The following is a 17,579-nucleotide window of genomic DNA, read 5'->3' as shown; positions in this document are numbered from 1 at the left end:
ATGGGGGACGTCGCCTTCGTCATCTGCTTCGCGCTGCTGTTCGTCTTCAGTGTGTACCTCGGCTTTATCGTGGGTAACCACTGGGGCGAGCGCGCCCTCTCCGCAGGGGCGTACTGGCTCTACAACGCCGTCGCCATCATCGCCTGCGTGGTGCTGGCGGCGGTGCTCACGCTCTTCCCGCTCCTGTACGCCACGCCGCTCGGGCTGCTGATGGGCGCCATCGCCGGTCTCAAAATGGGTTTTGGCGAGTCGGTGGGCCCTTGGAAGCTACTCGACCGTTTCTTTGACGTCAACCGGCGTCAGCGAGGCGCGGCGGGGGCGGCGGCGCGTGCGGCGCGTAAGCGGCGCAAGACCGGAGAGAAGGCGCCCGATCTCATCTCGGTTTCGGGCGACAGGGCCCAACCTTCGGCCGGGCGCGCACCCAAGACGGCGCGTCGTACAGACAATCATTCGAGAAACAAGAGGTAGATAGCATGGCTCAGCCCATTATGGAAGAGATGAACGACGAGGAGCGCGCCGAGCTCGAGCGCGTCGAGAAGGATGCGAACGCGCTCGGCGCGCTGGTGGAGGACCTGGCGAGCGCAAGCCGTCGCAAGCGCCAGTTCGCCGCCCGCGTGGTGTCGCACCTGGCGGCAGAGGAGCCCGAGCTCATCGCGGGACACATCGATGCCCTCATCGACGCGCTCTATCGCCCCGAGGCGCAGACCCGTTGGGAGGTGCTCGACGCCCTCACCTGCTTGGTGCCGACGCATGCCAAGGAGGTCGGCGCCGCCTTTGAGGGCGCGGAGGCCGCGCTCTTCGACGAGCTGTCCTCGACGCTGCGCTTCTCCGCCTTCAACTTTTTGGTGACCTGGGGGGCCTCGGAGCGCGGCCGCTCCAAGAAGGTCTGGCCCATTCTGGACGAGGCAATCCAGTGCTACCACGGCGACCTAGAGTACCGCGACATGCTCGCATGCCTTCTGGTGTTTGCCGAGGGCAAGATCGCGGGCGAGGTCGCCGACGAGCTGGCCGGCCGTCTGCAGTTCGACGCGCAGAACGGCAAGGGCGCTTTCATCAAGTCGCGCTCGGCCGAGATCTACGACATGCTCGTCAAGCGTTTCAAGCTCAAGGATCCTAAGAAGCGCGCCCGCGTGACGCCCAAGGACGACGAGGAAGAGGACGAAGAGGAGTAGCCCATGAGTCACGACGTGGTCCTTATCCCCGGTGACGGCATCGGTCCCGAGATCACGCGGGCCATGCGCCGCGTGGTGGATGCTACCGGTGTCTCCATCTCCTGGCATGTTGCCGAGGCCGGCGCGGCTCAGATCGAGAGGGCCGCAACGCCCCTGCCGCCCGAGACGCTCGAGGCGGTGCGGACGTACGGCGTCGCCATCAAGGGCCCGGTCACCACGCCGGTGGGAACGGGGTTTCGCAGCGTCAACGTCGCGCTGCGCCAAGCGTTCGACCTCTATGCCTGCGTGCGCCCGTGTCGGTCGCTGCCGGGCGACGGCTCGCGCTACCGTGACGTCGACTTGGTGATCGTGCGCGAGAACACCGAGGACCTCTACGCGGGTATCGAGTTCGAGGCGGGGGCGCCCGAGGTAGATGAGCTCGCGGGCATCGTCGAGCGCTCGGGCCAGCGGGCGATTCGCCCCGGGTCGGCCATCTCCATCAAACCGATTTCTGCCGAGGGCTCGCGCCGTATCGTGACCTACGCCTTCGAGTACGCGCGCCGTGCCGGGCGCCGCAAGGTGACGGCGGTGCATAAGGCGAACATCATGAAGGCTACCGACGGGCTCTTCTTGCGCGTCGCGCGCGAGGTTGCCGCCGCGTATCCCGACATCGCCTTCGAGGACAAGATCGTCGACGCTTGCTGCATGGGTCTCGTGCAGGATCCGCGGCAGTTCGATGTGCTTGTGCTGCCCAACCTGTACGGCGATATCGTCTCCGACCTCTGCGCCGGCCTCACGGGCGGGTTGGGCATGGCGCCCGGCGCCAACATCGGCGATGAGCTGGCGGTGTTCGAGGCGACGCACGGCTCGGCGCCCGATATCGCCGGAAAGGATATCGCCAACCCCACGGCGGAGATACTTTCTGCCGCGTTGATGCTCGAGCACTTGGGCGAGACCGAGGCTGCGGGCCGTGTGCGCGCGGCGGTAGTGTCGGTCCTCAGCGAGGGTGCGCAGGTGACGGCTGATGTGCGGCGCGCTCAGACGGGTGCGGCCGCGGGTGCGGTCGGCACGGCCGCGTTCGCCGATGCCGTGATCGCGCATCTGGGTTAGCAAGCGAAGGGAGAACACCCTATGGGTTTCATTCAGAAGCGAAACGAAGAGGACCGCGAGGAGATCGAGGGCATCCAGATCATCGAGCGTTCCGACGTGCCCGATGACCTGCCTCAAAACGACGTCGACCTTGTGGAGGGCCCTTCTGCCGAGAGCATCGCGCGCGGCCGTCACTTTAGCGGCGAGAACGCCTCGCAAGAGGAGGAGGCAGGGTCTGCTGACGCATCGCAAGACAAAGCGCCTGCGGAGGATGCGGCGTCTCAAGCGCCGGTACCCTCTGTGGACGAGGACCCCGATGCAGACGGCGCCACCTCCGCTGACGAGCCGAAGGAGGGTGCGGATGCCCCGCGCCGCCGCTCGCGCATGCCGCTTTTCGTCGCCGGTGCCGTAATCGCGGTCATCGTGGCGGCGATTCTCGGCTACGTCGTGGGGTCCGGTGGTCTGGCGCCGCACTCCGTCGAGGGCGCGACCGTTACCGAGGCCGAGCTCGACACCCCGCTGGCTCGGTACACCTATAACGGCGCCGAGCACACAATCAGCGTGCGCGAGGCCATCGAGAGCCAGTACAGCCTCGATGCCGCCCAGACCGACGACGGCTCCTATACGGTGCCCTCTGCCGAGGTGATCCTGACCGAGGTGCGCAACCGTATCCTGACCGCAGATGCGGAGGCCCGCGGTATCGAGGCCAGCGACGACGAGTTGGCGAGCCATGCCGAGGAGACCCTCGGCACGTCCGACTTTGCGGAGATCGCCGAGCAGTATCAGATCAGCGAGGAGCAGGCGCGCGAGATCGTGCGCGAGAACGTGCTGATCTCTAAGCTGTACGAGCAGATCGCACCTACCGATACGGCCTCGATGCCCGCGCAGCCCACCGCGCCCGAGAACGGTGACGAGAGCACGAGCTCGCCGGAGTACGCCACCTATATCATCAACCTGCTCGGGGACGAGTGGGATAGCTCCACGGGCACGTGGGCGCGCACCGACGGGGCGATGTACGCGGCTATCGGTGGGGCGGACTTCGACGGCCAGACGGCTACCTATGCCCAGGCGACCGCGGCGTTCTACGTTGCGTATCAGGCGTATTACGAGACGGCGAGCACCGCGCAGCAGGCATGGACCACCTATGCCAACAACCTCTACGCGCAGTGCGACCTGACGCTGCTCGGCGTGTTTCAGTAAGAAGGGGGCGCCCGATGATTTACGGCACTTGGAAAGATCTTGAGCGGTATCGCGGGCTCTACCGGAGCCTCGATGTTCTCATCGATTGGAGCCGCGACCACGATTTCCGCACGCTTCCGGTCGGGTCTCACCCCATCGATGGCGAGCGCGTGTACGCCAACGTGATGGAGGCTACCACGCGCGACGCGGCGGATGCGTCGTTTGAGACGCATTACCGCTATATGGACGTGCAGGTAGATGTCGAGGGCAGGGAGGCGTTTCAGGTCGCAGCGGGGCAGACGACGCCGGTCGCCGCCTATGACGAGGCGGATGATTTCGAGCTCGTGGATTGCGCAGATGCACTCAGCGGCGACCTAGACCACGGTGCCTTCGTTCTCTTTATGGCGGGCGAACCGCATAAGCCCACGCTGCTGTACGGCGCGGACGGTCCGGCGCCGGTGCGCAAGATCTGCTTCAAGCTCATCGTAGACGAGCTGTTTTAGCGGTCGGGTTTCGTCGCAGCGATTCACATAGGATGAAATAAGAGGTATCGACTCGCGTCGATACCTCTTTACCTATACCGCGCACACGGATAGCCCTGAGGTCGAAGCAATGTAAAAAGGCCCCATACCTGGGGCCTTTCCAAATCTTATGGTGCGGGCGAAAGGACTTGAACCTTCACGGGGTTGCCCCCATATGGACCTGAACCATACGCGTCTGCCAATTCCGCCACGCCCGCGTCTTTCAGCTTGCGCCAAAAGCAGGGACCATCATACCCTAGCCCCTCGCGGGATGCAAGTACAAAGTTGCATCCCGCGAGGGGTCGACAACGGTAGCAGCCGTTAGCAGCCGAGCGCCTCGAGAACCTCCTGCTCGGCAGCAGGGCGGCCGATGCCGGTCAGGAACGGCACGCCGTTGACATACGGGCAGGTAAGGCCTTCCGGCGCCACGGTGGTGGCGATGAGAAGGTCGGCGTCGGCGCACGCGTCCTTTGCCTCGTTGAGCGCGCACTGCACGATTTCGTAGGCGCCCTCCATACCGTTGGCATCGAGCAGGGCGGAGACCTTCTGGGCCACCACAGCCGATGTCGCTACGCCCGCGCCGCAGGCAAGCACGATTTTCTTCATCACAAACGCCCCCCTTTGGAGAGAGATGATCTGACGTCCCCATGACGTGGAGACGATGGTAGGGGCGGTGGGACTCGAACCCACAATCCTTGCGGCCGAAGATTTTAAGTCTCCTGCGTATGCCAATTCCGCCACGCCCCCACGTTGCCCTAGTCTACCAGATTGCCCCCACCCCGTAGGCGATACGCCCGGAGCGTCTGCTCACTTACGCTTCTCTGACCGTGGTCTTACGAGGGCTCTGCCACATGCGGCGTTTTTTATACCGATGTCGCGTAAATAATCAACAAAGGTTCGGTAAACGTACTGGCATATTCGGCGAAACGATAACTATAGCTGCCAAAAAGATGTTCCACCCCCACAGATAATGACGCCCATCGCTGCCATGTCGGGAATTGCGCGCACGATATGACGAACGCCCGTTGCAATGCGTCTGACAAAAACCTGAAGTCAATCTGACGGAAACCTGACCGGATTTCCCTGAGTCGAAAAATGCGCATCGAGCGTTCCCGCCGTCATGGTTACGGTGTGAAAAAGGAAGGATGGGAGCGTATGAAAACGCATGATGCTGACACAAGTCGAGAGGCCCTTCTCGCACAAAAGCCGACGGAAGAACATGGTGCCCCCGCCCAAGGTGAGGACGAAGAGGCCCCCGTACGCGCCCCCGAGGTCGTGGCACCGGCGAAGACGCCGCGGCTACCCATGGGCGAGAGCTTCACGGTGCAGCGAACCGATCTTCTACGAGAGCTCACGAAGAAGGTCCTGTCTGCAGGCATAGTGGTCCTTGTTGCGCCCGAAGGCTTCGGTAAGACGGCTCTGCTGCTTCAGTATGTCGAAGAAGTGCGCAGCGATCCCTCGCGCGGGATGGCCCGCGTGATCGACGCGGCGGGGCTGTCATGCGCCGAGGTGCTTGCGCAGATGCAGGCGAGCCGCGAGGAGCTCCCGGTGAGCCTCGACCCCCTCGTCGCCATCGACAACGTTCCGGCTTGGTCGCGCGAGGAGCTCGATCGCTTCGCGCGCGGCGTGCGAGCTCTGCACGGGGCGGGCTGCGAGGTGGTGATGACGGCGACGCCCGCCAACCGGGACCTCATGGTGACGCTCGGCGATGCGGAGAAGATCGGCGCCCAATCGCTCAAGGTGCGACCGCGCGAGTACGCCGTCTGGATGAGGACGTTCTCGATAGCGGGAGACTTGGACGTCTATCGTCTGACGCAGGGCGTTCCGGTCTTGGTTGCGGCGCTGTCGGCGGTGGTGGAAGGTACAGGGGCGTCCTCGGCGCTCGAGCGCTATACCGAGCACCTGTATCGCGCGATGTGGCGCGAGCTCGAGGAGGGGCCGGTTGATATCCTCCGGGCGGCGGGCATGCTTCTGCTCATGGGGGACGGTGCCCTCCCGGAGGTCGAGGCGTCCGGTGTCAAGGTCTCGCAGGCGGCTCGCGTGCGCTTCCTCCATGATTACCCGCTGTTCGGCATCGACGTGACGACAGGGTCGTTCGCGTGTTTGGGGCGACCGGCATCGCAGGGGGCGCTGCACCGGCTCATTGCCGAGCGGTTTGCCGAACTGCCCGGTAAGGCGGTGCGCGCGCTCATGCGCTCCGGTCGGGTGGCTGCGGCGATGGCGCTGTCCGAGGAGCTGCTCTCACCGGAAGACGCCCTCAGGGAGATCGGGCGGCATCCCACGGCGTGCGCCCTTGCCGGCAAGGGGGCCTATGTCGAGCGCATCGCCCAGGAGGTGATGCTGCACAGTCCGGGGGAGCTTCCTTCAGTCGGCTGTCAGCTGGCGCGCTATGCAGCGGCGCTCACCATGGGTGATTTCAAGACCGCGCGCGCCTTGGCAACCGAGCTCGCGGTGCGGGCGCACGATGTCGAGCAGGAGATACCCGCGGCTGATTGGAGTATCGCCTGCGCACTTCGCGGCGTCTGGGCTTCCTGTCCGGGCATCGGTTTGCCGTCGATGCGCTTCAAGGGAGGCAAGAACGTCGCGAGCGATGCGGCGCGCAAGATCCGGTCCTTCACGGTCGCGCTGCGCGCCTTCATGGAGGAAAAGCCGGTGCACACCAAGGAGCGGGATGCGCGGGGAGCAAGCGAGGACGACGCCGGACGAGAGCTGCCGCTCACCGTGGCCGACCTGTTCGCACTGTGCGCCGAGCTCATCGGGGAGGTGGCGGCCGGCAGGTCGGAGAAGCTCGACGAGCGAGACGCCAGGCTCGAGAAGGCGCTCGATGCGCTGCGCGCCGACCGTCTTGCCCCGGTGCTCATGCTCGTGCGCCTGGTGGTTTCGCTCAGGCGTGTCTATGCGGGGAAGCCCGTGGTGGACGAGCGCGCCTTTGCCGATGCGGGCACGATGGCAATCCGCACATCCGACCAGCCCCTGCAGTTGCTCTGCCTCGTGCTCGAGGGTTGGCAGTATCTCGGGATGGAGCAGATGGTGAACGCCCACTTCCGTGCGCAGCAGGTCATCAAGCTCACCGATCAGCGCACGCCCTTCATCCGCAACCAGGCTATCGTGTTAGAGAAGATCTCGCATATCTGCAACACCTCGCGGGTGGCCTTGAGCGAGGAGGCGGAGGTGATTGACCTCGGTAGGAGCACGGTCAAGCCGTCCGAGGCGTGGGCGACGGCGCTCGCGCTGGCGGCGGTGCGCTTCGATGCCGAGCTGTCCGCATGGGCATCGCTGCACAAACGCGAGCTGATGGATGCGGGCATACGCCCCGCCGCCCGTCTTGCCCTGCACGCGCTGGGCGAGCGCGCGGGCGCCATCGTGCGCCTGCTTCCGCCGGACCTGCAGCCGCGCTACCAGAACAGCCCCATCCGCACGGAGGCCGCCCAAGGGCTCTTCGAGGTAGTGGGCGAGACGGAGCGCGTGGTCGTGGGGCAGATTAGCATCCGGCTGTTCGGCGGTATCAAAATCGAGCGGAACGGCCATGTGCTGACAAGCTCTCTGTGGCGGCGGCGCAAGACCAGTGCGCTTGCGGCGCGTCTCGCGCTCTCTCCGGGCGCCTTCGTCTCGCGTGCGTCGTTGCAGAAGGAATTCTGGCCGAAAACCGATTACGACCATGCGCGGAACAGCCTGTATTCGACGCTCTCGGTGCTGCGCCGCGCGCTGGGACAGACCAAAGACGGTCCGCAGTACCTGCTGGTCCAAGGTGAGGGCATCTCCTTCAATATGGAGTACGTGACAACCGACGTCATGCGGTTCGACATGATTGCGCGCGAGGTGCTCCTCAAGCGCAAGGGCATATCGGTGCCGCAGATTATCGACAGCTGTCTCAAGATCGAGCAGCTGTACCGCGGCCCGCTCTACATGCCCGATGCCGGGAGCGCAGCGTTTTTCTCGCAGATGCGCGAGGCGTACCAGACGAAGTTCGTCGACTGCATGCTGCGCGGCATCGATGCGGCACTCGAGGAGGAAGACCTTCCCACGGCCTCATGGATGGTCGAGGCGGCGCTCTCGCAGGCGCCGATGCGCGAGGACGTGGTGCGCCAGGCGATGCGGGTGTACGAGCGGGGCGGCAGGCGCCGTGAGATCGTGGAGCTCTTCCATAGGCACCAAGAGGGTCTTAAGCGCTCGGGCGCCGCGCCCGAGCTCAAGACGAGGCTTCTGTACGACCGGATCGTTGCGGGCGAGGGCGCCGACGCATCGATGCGCGCCGAGCACGCACGGCAAAGGAGGTGATGCGCTGCTGAGGGCCGTTCCTAACCCAGGACCTGCTCGGCGATGCGGGCCGAGGCGGCGGCATCTTTGGCGTAGAAATCCGCGCCGATTGCGCGCGCATAGGCAGCGGTGAGCACGGCTCCCCCGACGAAGACCCGCACCTCGGGCTCCTCGCGATGGATGAGCTCGATGGTCTCCTGCATGCTCTTGACCGTGGTGGTCATGAGTGCGGAGAGGCCCACGAGCTTGAGGTCGTGGGCGCGCACGCAGGCGAGCACGTCCTCGGGCGCCACGTCGCGGCCCAGGTCGTACACGCGGTAGCCGTAGTTCTCGAGCAGCATGCGTACGATGTTCTTACCGATATCGTGGATGTCGCCCTTAACGGTGGCAAGGCAGAGCGCGCCCTTGCTCGCAGCGGCGTCGGCGGGCAGGGCGGCCCGGATGACGTCGAAACCCGCGCCCGCCGCCTCGGCGGAGGCCATGAGCTGGGGCAAGAAGTACGTCCCCGCCTCAAAGCGCGCGCCCACCTCGTCGAGGGCGGGTATGAGCTCATCGTTTATGACGGCAAGGGGGTCGGTTGCGGCAAGGAGCTCCCGCACGCAAGCGGCAACCTCGCCTTTGCGGCCGCTGATGACGAGACGCTGCAGGGCGGATCCATCTGGTGCGGGCACCTGCGCTCCCGTGTCCCGCCGCGCGGGCGCACCCTCGCCGGAGCTCGCGGGCGCGGGGGCAGTATGGGCGCGATAGGGATCGGTCCAGTCCGCATAGCGCTCGATGAAGCGCCGGGAGCCTGCGTCCTGGGCGTTGAGCACGCGATAGGCGTTGACGGTGTCGCGGTAGCGCGCGGAGCCGGGGTTGAGGATGGGGGCATCGAGCCCGGCGCCCAGGGCGGCCGCGAGAAACGTTGCGTTGAGCAGCGGGCGCTCGGGCAGGCCGAAGCTCACGTTGGAGACGCCGAGGGTGGTGTAGGTGCCGAGCTCGCGCTTGACGCGGCCGATGGCGGCAAGCGTCTCTCCCGCTTGCGTCTGATCGGTCGAGACGGTGAGGGCAAGGCAGTCGATGAGGAGGCGCTCGGGGGCGATGCCGGCGTCCTTGGCTGCCGCTACGATGCGGCGGGCGATGGCGAGGCGCTCCTCCGCCGTTGCGGGGAGGCCGTGCTCATCGAGCGTGAGGCCGACGAGGCAGGCGCCGTAGCGCGCGGCGATGGGCAGGATCGCCTCGAGGCTCTCGGGGCTTCCGTTGACGGAGTTGATGATGGGGATGCCGGGATAGCGCCGGCAGGCAGCCTCGAGCGCGAGGGGATCGGAGGAATCGAGCATGAGGGGGAGCGACACGCTGCCGCAGAGCGCCTCGACGACACGGGGCAGAAGCTCGGCCTCATCGATTCCCGGGAGGCCGATGTTGACGTCGAGGATGTCCGCCCCCTCCTCCTGCTGGGAGATGCCGAGCGAGACCACGTAGTCGATCTCCCCGGCGCCGAGCGCCTCTTGCAAGCGTTTCTTGCCGGTGGGGTTGATGCGCTCCCCGATGACGGCGATGCGCCCCGCCCCCTGGGGGAGTGCGACGAGGTTCTGCGCGCTGGTGACCGTGAGCGCGGGCTCGACCGTGTGCGTCGCCGGCCGCCTGTTCGAGATAATGCGGTCGAGAAGGCGGATGTAGGCGGGGGTGGTCCCGCAGCACCCGCCGACAAGGTCCACCCCTGCGTCCACGAGTGCGCGCACAGCGTCCGCATAGGCCTCGGGTCCGATATCGTAGACAGTGGCGTCCCCCTCGACATGGGGGAGCCCGGCGTTCGCCTGAACGAGGAGCGGTTCGGCGGTCACGGCGCGCATGCGCTTCGCAAGCGGGAGCAGCTCGGAGGGGCCGAGCGAGCAGTTGATGCCGACGGCATCGGCGCCGAGGGCATCGAAGGTCACCGCGGCGATCTCGGGGCTCGTGCCCAAAAACGTGCGCCCATCCTCCCCAAACGTCATGGTCACGATGACGGGCAGGTCGGTGTTCTCGCGGCAGGCGAGGTAGGCCGCCTTTGCCTCGGCGAGGTCGGTCATGGTCTCGACGATGAAGAGGTCGGCGCCCGCTCGCGCGGCGGCGCGCGCCTCCTCGGCAAAAAGATCGTATGCCTCGTCGAACGAGAGCGTGCCGAGCGGGCGAAGGAGCGCCCCGGTGGGCCCTATGTCCGCGGCGACGTAGCGGGCGCCCGCGGCGCGTGCGCAGGCGACGGCGGCGGCAAAGACATCGTCTACGGCGGCGGCCCCGGCGAGCTTCAAGCGGTTCGCGCCGAAGGTGTTGGTGGTCACCACGTCGCTGCCCGCCTCCACGTACGCGCGATGCACGGCGGTGACGGCGTCGGCGTGCGTGAGGCACCAGAGCTCGGGCACCTCTCCTGCAACAAGGCCCGCAGCCTGCAGCATCGTTCCCATGCCGCCGTCAAACAGGAGATGCGCGTCCCCTGCGAGGGCGTCGGTCAAGGTGCGTTCCATAAGGGGGTCCTTTCTGCCTGCCGTTACACGTCGGCTCTACGATAGCAGCGCGCGCCGCGCTTGCGGAAGGAGCAATCTTTGATGAGGGCGCACCGGGCGCAGGTGCGCGCGGCGTCCCGGGGCGCGCCCCCGCAGTCGAAAAGGCCGATAAACGCCGTGATGCTTTTTTGCGGAACGAGCAGGCCCGTGGGGGTAACCGTGAGACCGATCGCGCGCGTGGCGTCGAGGGCGTCGACGAGGGGGCGCTGCGCGGTGAGCGGGCAGTCCCCGTAGCCGGGGGAGAAGCGGCCGTTGCGGGTGAGGCCCAGCGCGCCAGCGTCCGCCCCCAGCGCTGCGTCGATGGCGTCCGCCGCGGCTTCGACGAGGGCGGACGAGGCGGCGTCGTAGAGCGCCGCCTCGAGGGGGTCGGTGCGCGCGAGGGTGCCGAGGCGCCGCTCGTTTTCCGCCCCAAGGGTGACGGCGAGCACCGCAGCGGCGCAGGCGCAGTCCAGATGGCGGCGAACGGAGCCGCCCGTAAGCTCGACGACCGTGCCCGTGAGGTGCACGGAGGGGGCGCCCGTCTGCGCATGCGGGCGCTTCTCGACACCGAACACCTGGCAGATGCCCCGCGCCTGGCTCTCGTCCTCGACGGTGCGGGTGACGCGCTCGATGCGGGCGGCGAGGCCATCGTCCATGTCCTGGCCGGCGTAGCCGAGATAGCGCAGCATCTCGGCACGGTCGACGCGAAGCGTCTGGCCAAGCCGATAGCGCAGGGGCCCCGCCAGCGCGCGCCAAGGGGTAGCGGTAGAAGAGGGCGCCGTCATCAGAGCGGCCCTATCGCCCTTAAGGCCTGCATGGCGGCGCGCGCCACCGAGGGGCGGTTCATGGCGTAGACGTGCAGGCCGTCCACGCCGTGCTCGGCAAGGTCGACGAGCTGGTCGCAGGCATAGTCGATGCCCGCGCGCATAAGGCCGTCCGGGTCGTCCTCGAAGCGGGCGAGGAGCTTGATGACGGGCGAGGGCAGCGACGCCCCGCACATGAAGACCATGCGCGTCACCTGCTGCTTGCTCATAAAGGGCATGATGCCGCACGTGATGGGGACGGTGATGCCCGCCGCGTCGGCGAGCTCGCGGAAGCGGTAGAACAGGTCGTTGTCAAAGAAGAGCTGGGTGACCAAAAAGGAGGCGCCGGCATCCTGCTTGAGCTTGAGGTGACGCACGCTCTCGGCAAGGCTGTCGCAAGCGATATGGCCCTCCGGGTAGGCGGCGGCGCCCACGCAGAACCCGGCATCAACGAGCGCGGGGATGATGTCGGCGGCATAGGAGAAGTCGCCCGAGGGCGCATCTCCCGTCTGCGGGAGGTCGCCGCGGAGCGCGAGCACGTTCTCCACACCGGCGGCCCGGTAGGCGGCGATGCGCTCAGCGAGGCCCGCGTGCGTGAGGCCGATACCGGTGAGATGGGCGACGGAGCTCGTGCCAAAGTCGCGTGAGATCATCTGGGCGATGTCGGCGGTGGCGCTCGAGTTGCCCGAGCCGCCCGCCGAGCACGTGACGCTTACAAAATCGGGCTTGAGCGCGCAGAGCTTCTCGGCCGCCGCGCGGGCCCGCTCGAGCGTGAGTTCGCCTTTGGGGGGAAACATCTCAAAGGAGACGGGGATGGTCCCCGCCGCGCGGGCAGCGGCGAAAAGAGAGTCGATGCGCATGGCGTGCCTTTCGGTTGAGGGTGCTGCGTGACGTTCATCGGTCGTATGCATGGTAGCGCATGCGCGCCGACGCGCCGTCGGTTCTGAAGCGCTGAAACCGTTTGGGAATCTAGGGGCGGCTCGTATGGGCGGATTTATTGCATTTTGCGCATGAACCTCCCTTACGCTCTGCCCGCTGCCGCGCAGGTGCGCTACCCTGTTGGGAGCTGCATGATCGAGGGCGCCTGCTTGCGGGGCGCACCCACCGAAGGGAGGCCGGGATGGCCAATTTGACCGAGCGCTACGGAACGCTGGTCTTCTCTGAGAGCGTGATGAGGGAATACCTCCCCAAGGATGTATGGAAGCGCTTGTTCGCCACCATCGAGGAGGGCCAGCCGCTCGACCTCGACGTGGCGAACGCGGTGGCGCACGCCATGAAGACGTGGGCGCTCGAGCACGGTGCGACGCACTACGCGCACTGGTTCCAGCCGCTGTCGGGCATCACGAGCGAGAAGCACGACAGCTTCTTGGAGCCGGTGGGCGATGGCACAGCCATCACCAAGTTTACGGGCAAGGCGCTCATCAAGGGCGAGCCCGACGCGAGCTCCTTCCCCAACGGCGGCCTCCGCGCGACCTTTGAGGCGCGCGGCTACACCGCCTGGGACCCCACGAGCCCGGCCTTCATCAAGGACGACGTGCTGTGCATCCCCACGGCGTTCTGCTCGTACAACGGCGAGGCGCTCGACAAGAAGACGCCGCTCCTGCGTTCGATGACGGTGCTCGACCGCGAGGCGAAGCGCGTGCTCGCCCTCTTTGGCAAGGCGCCGAAGCGCGTCGTGCCCTCCGTGGGAGACGAGCAGGAGTACTTCCTCATCAAAAAGGATGCCTATCGCCGCCGCCGCGACCTCGTGATCTGCGGGCGCACGCTCTTCGGGGCGCCGCCCTGCAAGGGGCAGGAGCTCGAGGAGCACTACTTCGGCGCCATCCGCCCCTCGGTCTCGAAGTACATGAAGGACCTCGACAACGAGCTCTGGGCGCTCGGCATCCCCTCGAAGACGAAGCACAACGAGGTCGCCCCCTGCCAGCACGAGCTTGCGCCGGTGTACTCCGACCTCAACCAGGCCATCGACAACAACCTCCTCATCATGGAGAAGATGAAGCTCATCGCGAGCCGCCACGACCTGGTCTGCCTGCTGCACGAGAAGCCGTTTGAGGGCATCAACGGCTCGGGCAAGCACAACAACTGGTCGCTTGCCACGGAGGACGAGAACCTGCTCGATCCCGGTGACACCCCGCTCGAGAACCTGCAGTTCGTCGTCTTTCTGACGGCGGTGATCGAGGCCGTCGACAAATACCAGGATCTGCTGCGCATGTCCGTCGCCTCCTGCGGCAACGATCACCGTTTGGGTGCGGACGAGGCGCCGCCCGCTATCGTCTCCATCTTCTTGGGCGACCAGCTGACCGAGGTCGTGCAGAAGATCATGGACGGCAAGGCGAGCGTCCACGCCACACAGGGCGTGCTCGACCTGGGTGCCGACGTGCTGCCCAAGCTCCAGCAGGACAACACGGACCGCAACCGCACGAGCCCCTTCGCCTTCACCGGCAACAAGTTCGAGTTCCGCGCGGTGGGCTCCGAGGCCAACCCGTCGGACTGCAACCTCGTGCTCGACACGGCGGTGGCCGAGGCACTCAAGCACTTCGCCGACGCGCTCGAGGGGACGCCCTCCGATGCCTTTGTTGACGCCGCGCTCGACTACTGCAAGAAGAGCCTTATCGAGCACCGCCGCATCCTGTTCTCGGGTGACGGCTACTCGGAGGAGTGGCAGGCCGAGGCGGCGCGCCGAGGCCTTGCGAACCTGCGGACGACGGCCGACGCCCTGCCCGCGATGGTGGCGCCCAAAAACGTCGCCCTGTGGGAGTCGATGGGCGTGCTCAGCGAGACCGAGGCGTTCAGCCGCTACGAGGCGAAGCTCGAGAAGTACAACAAGCTCATGAACATCGAGGCGACGACCATGGTACGCGAGGCGCGCCGCACGTATCGCCCCGTCATCACCGCGTACGCCACCAAGGTTGCCAAGGGTCTGGAGACCATCCGCGCCGCGGGCGCCGACGCCGCCATGGAGTGGGAGCAGAAGACGCTGAACGCGCTTTGCGACGGCATCACGCACATCAACGAGGCCATAGCGGCGCTCGTCTCGGTGCACACCAAGGCCGAGGCCATCGTGGATGCGCAGGAGCAGGCCAACTGCTACGCGCACGAGGTCGCGCCCGCTATGGAGGCACTGCGCATGACCGTGGACGCCATGGAGGAGATTGTCGCTGAGGACTACTGGCCCGTGCCGACCTACGACGACATCCTGTTCTACGTGTAGGCAGCGCCCGCTGTTAGGACACGGCGCGCTGCATAGGCGACGGGGCCCCGCACCTCATGTGCGGGGCCCCGTCTGCGTATACGCGATACTTGCCCGGACGGCGCCTAGGCGCGCTGGTTGCGCTGCCAGAGGAGGGTGAGCCCGCGCAGGGTGAGGTCGGTGTCGACAGTGGCCTCGTGGCGCAGGAGCGGTGCGATGCGCGCGGCGTCCCCTCCCGTGAGGATGACGGGCGCCGGGCAGCCGAGCTCGGCGACGATGCCGTCGAGCAACCCGTCGATGCGGGCGACCTCGCCAAAAACGACGCCCGACTGCATGGCGGAGCGGGTGCTCGTACCGATGAGGCGCCGGGGTGCCCGGAGTTCGATTTGCGGCAGGCGCGCGGCGGCCTCGGCGAGCGCGCGGGCCCCGAGTGCGATGCCGGGTGCGATGATGCCGCCCGCAAAGGCGCCGGTCTGGTCGATGACCTCCACATTGGTGGTGGTGCCAAGGTCGACGATGATGGCGGGGGCGCCCCAGATGGCGCGCGCGGCGACGGCGTCGGCGATGCGGTCGGGTCCTACCTCGGAAGGGTTGTCGTAGCTGAGCCGCATGCCGCTTTTAAGGCCCGGCCCCACCACGAGGGGGCGCGCGGGGGCGATATCGGTCAGGGCACGGCGCCAGGTGTCGGTCAGGGCGGGCACCACGCAGGAGAGGATCGCGCCGGCGAGCGGGGCGTCGCCCAGCACAGCGCGCGCCTGGATGAGCTGGATGCGCACCTCGTCGGTCGTGATGCGCGGCGGCGTGGTGAGGTCGCAGGTGCGAAGCGGGCGAGGTGTCTTATCGGCGCTGTCGGCGAGGGCGAAGAGCCCTAGGCGGGTGGTGGTGTTGCCCACATCGACGGTGAGGATGTGGCATGGCGTCTCGGACATCGGGCCTCCGGGGCACATAGGGGTTTCGGGCGGTGCGAACCCATTGTATACTGACGAGACTGCCGTAACCCGACTCCCCGTTTGAGGGGGAGCGGATATACGAAGGGACAACGTATGCAAGATCAGCCCGTGCGCAGGGTTCTGCGCGGGCAGCTCTCGGTCGCCGGTATTCTCATCGGCTGCGTGGGCTGCGTCATCATCACGGCCTCGTCGGTCTACACCGCACTTAAGATGGGATCGCTCCCCTGGCCGACGATCTTCACGTCCATCACGGCCCTCGTGCTGTTGCGCGCGGTCGGTCGGACGAGTCTTAACGAAGCGAATATCACGCAGGTCATCATGTCCGCCGGCTCCATGGTGGCGGGAGGCCTTGCCTTTACCATACCCGGGGTGTGGATCTTGGGCGCGGCAGATGAGGTGAGCGTGGGCGAGATGCTCGGCGTAGCGCTCGCGGGAACGCTGCTCGGCCTGGTGTGCACGGCGGTTATCCGGCGTCGCTTTGTAGAGGAGTCGGATCTCGAGTACCCCATCGGCACGGCGGCGGCGGAGACGCTTCTGGCGAGCCGCGATGGGGGAGCGACGGGCAAGAGGCTCTTTGGGTCGATGGCTGTTGCGGGCATCTGGTGCGTGGCACGCGATGTCTTGGGGTTCATTCCGTCACTTGTGGGACAGCTCGGCGTGCCCGGCGTGGCGATGGGGCTCCAGTTGTCGCCCATGCGCTGGGCGGTGGGCTTTCTCGCGGGCAGGCGCTCCATCATCTGGTGGGCGATCGGTGCGGCGGTGGGCTGGCTCGGCATCGTGGCGGGCGGCACTGCGCTGGGGCTTGCCGACGTGCCGACGGCGCAGGGTATCGTGTCGAGCCTCGGCATGGGGCTCATGATGGGCTCCGGTGCAGGCGTGGTGGTGAAGGACGTCGTGCTGCCCCTTGCGCGCCGGCATGTTTTCGCGCGCGCTCATGACGGTGCGGGGGACGCGGGGTCCGTCTCCCCGCTGCGGACAGTCCTGAGCTCGCACGGAGGCGCCACCGGCGCCTCCGGCTCGTGCGGAACCTGCGGGGAGGCGGACCCCGCGTCCCCCGCACCCACTGCGCCCCGCGGCCTGCTCGCCTTGATGGTCGCTGCCGCGGCCCTCGTTCTCGGTATCGTCCTTAGGTTGGAACCGGCGGTGTGCGTCGTCATCGTGGCCCTTTCGTTCGTGACCGCCGCCATGAGCGCGCAGTCCGTCGGCCAGTCGGGCATCGATCCCATGGAGATCTTCGGTCTCATCGTGCTGCTGTTCGTCGCCGCGTTCTCGGCGAGCACGCAGGTGCAGCTCTTCTTTGTGGCGGGCGTTATCGCCGTGGCGTGCGGTCTTGCGGGCGATGTGATGAGTGACTTCAAGACCGGCCAGATCATCGGTGCCGATCCGCGCGTCCTGTGGGTGGGCCAGGCTATCGGTGCGCTTCTGGGCACGGTGGTCGCGGTCGCCGCCATGGTGGCGCTTGTGGCGGCATATGGCACCGATGCCTTCGGCACCGACGCGCTCTTCGTCGCGGCGCAGGCCAATGTCGTCGCCACGATGGTCGCCGGGGTCCCCAGCGCGCCCGCCTTCGCGGCGGGGCTTGCGGCGGGTTGCGCGCTCTATCTTGCGGGCATTCCGGCCATGATGGTCGGGCTCGGCGTGTACCTGCCGTTCTACATGTCCTTCTCCACCGTGGTGGGTGCCGTCATGCGCTGGGTGTACGACCGCGTCGCGGCGGCGCGCGGGGCAGATGCGGATGCTGCCGAGGAGGCGGGCGTCGTCGTGGCATCGGGCGTGCTCGGCGGCGAGTCCATCGTCGGCGTCATCATCGCGTTCGCCTCGGTTGCGACGGGGCTTCTCGCGTGAGGATTTCTTGCGCGCCGTATGCACACTTCTTGCGGGTCCGCGCGTGCGCTGCCGTCTTGAGGTCCCGGTAAGGCGCGCTTCCTATGCTCCCTTTCG

Annotated in this window: 13 protein-coding genes and 2 tRNA genes; 8 read left to right on the top strand and 7 right to left on the bottom strand. The window is 66.9% G+C overall.

Translation table 11 applies throughout. The features are described from left to right. From B5F70_RS05825 to B5F70_RS05805, 5 genes are read left to right on the top strand one after another with little or no spacing between them, the layout of a single operon-like run. Positions 1-468: a hypothetical protein gene (locus B5F70_RS05825; protein ID WP_087204621.1), complete on the top strand. Its 468-nt coding sequence runs from the start codon at positions 1-3 to the stop codon at positions 466-468. A 5-nt stretch (positions 469-473) separates the two neighbouring features. Continuing rightward, positions 474-1,172 (top strand): hypothetical protein, encoded by a 699-nt coding sequence (locus B5F70_RS05820; protein WP_087204620.1) that lies wholly within the window; start codon positions 474-476, stop codon positions 1,170-1,172. Positions 1,173-1,175: 3 nt separating this feature from the next. Continuing rightward, positions 1,176-2,261, top strand: coding sequence for an isocitrate/isopropylmalate dehydrogenase family protein (locus B5F70_RS05815; protein WP_087204619.1), 1,086 nt, complete (start codon positions 1,176-1,178; stop codon positions 2,259-2,261). Positions 2,262-2,282: 21 nt separating this feature from the next. Further along, positions 2,283-3,440 carry a hypothetical protein gene (locus B5F70_RS05810; RefSeq protein WP_087204618.1) on the top strand — a complete coding sequence of 386 codons (1,158 nt, stop codon included), beginning with the start codon at positions 2,283-2,285 and terminating at the stop codon, positions 3,438-3,440. A gap of 14 nt (positions 3,441-3,454) precedes the next feature. Continuing rightward, entirely contained in the window at positions 3,455-3,922 is a 468-nt protein-coding gene (locus B5F70_RS05805) for a YhcH/YjgK/YiaL family protein (RefSeq protein WP_087204617.1), read from the top strand. Between the two features lie 149 nt (positions 3,923-4,071). Here B5F70_RS05805 and B5F70_RS05800 read toward each other — a convergent pair. The 3 genes from B5F70_RS05800 to B5F70_RS05790 form a co-directional block, all read right to left on the bottom strand. Beyond that, a tRNA-Leu gene (locus B5F70_RS05800) sits at positions 4,072-4,158 on the bottom strand. A gap of 103 nt (positions 4,159-4,261) precedes the next feature. Further along, complete coding sequence (locus B5F70_RS05795; RefSeq protein WP_087204616.1) at positions 4,262-4,546, bottom strand: PTS sugar transporter subunit IIB; 285 nt, start codon at positions 4,544-4,546, stop codon at positions 4,262-4,264. A gap of 56 nt (positions 4,547-4,602) precedes the next feature. After that, positions 4,603-4,687: transfer RNA gene (locus tag B5F70_RS05790), tRNA-Leu, on the bottom strand. A gap of 408 nt (positions 4,688-5,095) precedes the next feature. Here B5F70_RS05790 and B5F70_RS05785 point away from each other — a divergent pair. Beyond that, on the top strand, positions 5,096-8,218 hold the full coding sequence (locus B5F70_RS05785) for a BTAD domain-containing putative transcriptional regulator (RefSeq protein ID WP_158094943.1): 3,123 nt from the start codon (positions 5,096-5,098) through the stop codon (positions 8,216-8,218). Between the two features lie 20 nt (positions 8,219-8,238). On the opposite strand, the gene B5F70_RS05780 is transcribed toward B5F70_RS05785, so the two are convergent. Genes B5F70_RS05780 through B5F70_RS05770 form a run of 3 tightly spaced genes read right to left on the bottom strand, consistent with a single transcriptional unit; the run spans position 8,239 to position 12,358 of the window. After that, positions 8,239-10,677, bottom strand: a complete 2,439-nt coding sequence (locus tag B5F70_RS05780) for a homocysteine S-methyltransferase family protein (protein ID WP_087204614.1) — start codon at positions 10,675-10,677, stop codon at positions 8,239-8,241. Between the two features lie 23 nt (positions 10,678-10,700). Next, positions 10,701-11,480, bottom strand: coding sequence for a hypothetical protein (locus tag B5F70_RS05775; protein ID WP_087204613.1), 780 nt, complete (start codon positions 11,478-11,480; stop codon positions 10,701-10,703). Beyond that, positions 11,480-12,358 (bottom strand): methylenetetrahydrofolate reductase, encoded by an 879-nt coding sequence (locus B5F70_RS05770; RefSeq protein WP_087204612.1) that lies wholly within the window; start codon positions 12,356-12,358, stop codon positions 11,480-11,482. Before B5F70_RS05770 ends, B5F70_RS05775 begins: the two co-directional genes overlap by 1 nt. Before the next feature lie 260 nt (positions 12,359-12,618). Between B5F70_RS05770 and B5F70_RS05765 the strand changes: the two genes are divergently transcribed. After that, complete coding sequence (locus B5F70_RS05765; RefSeq protein WP_087204611.1) at positions 12,619-14,709, top strand: glutamine synthetase III; 2,091 nt, start codon at positions 12,619-12,621, stop codon at positions 14,707-14,709. A gap of 104 nt (positions 14,710-14,813) precedes the next feature. Here B5F70_RS05765 and B5F70_RS05760 read toward each other — a convergent pair whose 3' ends face one another. Next, positions 14,814-15,617, bottom strand: coding sequence for a type III pantothenate kinase (locus tag B5F70_RS05760; RefSeq protein WP_087204610.1), 804 nt, complete (start codon positions 15,615-15,617; stop codon positions 14,814-14,816). Between the two features lie 114 nt (positions 15,618-15,731). On the opposite strand from B5F70_RS05760, the gene B5F70_RS05755 reads away from it, so the two are divergent. Further along, positions 15,732-17,483, top strand: a complete 1,752-nt coding sequence (locus B5F70_RS05755; RefSeq protein WP_087204609.1) for an OPT/YSL family transporter — start codon at positions 15,732-15,734, stop codon at positions 17,481-17,483. The last annotated feature ends 96 nt before the right edge of the window (positions 17,484-17,579 follow it).

The organism is Collinsella sp. An268 (genome assembly GCF_002159765.1).
Lineage (GTDB): Bacteria > Actinomycetota > Coriobacteriia > Coriobacteriales > Coriobacteriaceae > Coprousia.
This window is presented reverse-complemented; position numbering and strand designations above follow the sequence as displayed.

Coding starts and splice junctions, on each gene's coding strand:
- B5F70_RS05825 (WP_087204621.1), top strand. CDS start 1: ATGGGGGACGTCGCCTTCGTCATCTGCTTCGCGCTGCTGTTCGTCTTC.
- B5F70_RS05820 (WP_087204620.1), top strand. CDS start 474: ATGGCTCAGCCCATTATGGAAGAGATGAACGACGAGGAGCGCGCCGAG.
- B5F70_RS05815 (WP_087204619.1), top strand. CDS start 1,176: ATGAGTCACGACGTGGTCCTTATCCCCGGTGACGGCATCGGTCCCGAG.
- B5F70_RS05810 (WP_087204618.1), top strand. CDS start 2,283: ATGGGTTTCATTCAGAAGCGAAACGAAGAGGACCGCGAGGAGATCGAG.
- B5F70_RS05805 (WP_087204617.1), top strand. CDS start 3,455: ATGATTTACGGCACTTGGAAAGATCTTGAGCGGTATCGCGGGCTCTAC.
- B5F70_RS05795 (WP_087204616.1), bottom strand. CDS start 4,546: ATGAAGAAAATCGTGCTTGCCTGCGGCGCGGGCGTAGCGACATCGGCT.
- B5F70_RS05785 (WP_158094943.1), top strand. CDS start 5,096: ATGAAAACGCATGATGCTGACACAAGTCGAGAGGCCCTTCTCGCACAA.
- B5F70_RS05780 (WP_087204614.1), bottom strand. CDS start 10,677: ATGGAACGCACCTTGACCGACGCCCTCGCAGGGGACGCGCATCTCCTG.
- B5F70_RS05775 (WP_087204613.1), bottom strand. CDS start 11,480: ATGACGGCGCCCTCTTCTACCGCTACCCCTTGGCGCGCGCTGGCGGGG.
- B5F70_RS05770 (WP_087204612.1), bottom strand. CDS start 12,358: ATGCGCATCGACTCTCTTTTCGCCGCTGCCCGCGCGGCGGGGACCATC.
- B5F70_RS05765 (WP_087204611.1), top strand. CDS start 12,619: ATGGCCAATTTGACCGAGCGCTACGGAACGCTGGTCTTCTCTGAGAGC.
- B5F70_RS05760 (WP_087204610.1), bottom strand. CDS start 15,617: ATGTCCGAGACGCCATGCCACATCCTCACCGTCGATGTGGGCAACACC.
- B5F70_RS05755 (WP_087204609.1), top strand. CDS start 15,732: ATGCAAGATCAGCCCGTGCGCAGGGTTCTGCGCGGGCAGCTCTCGGTC.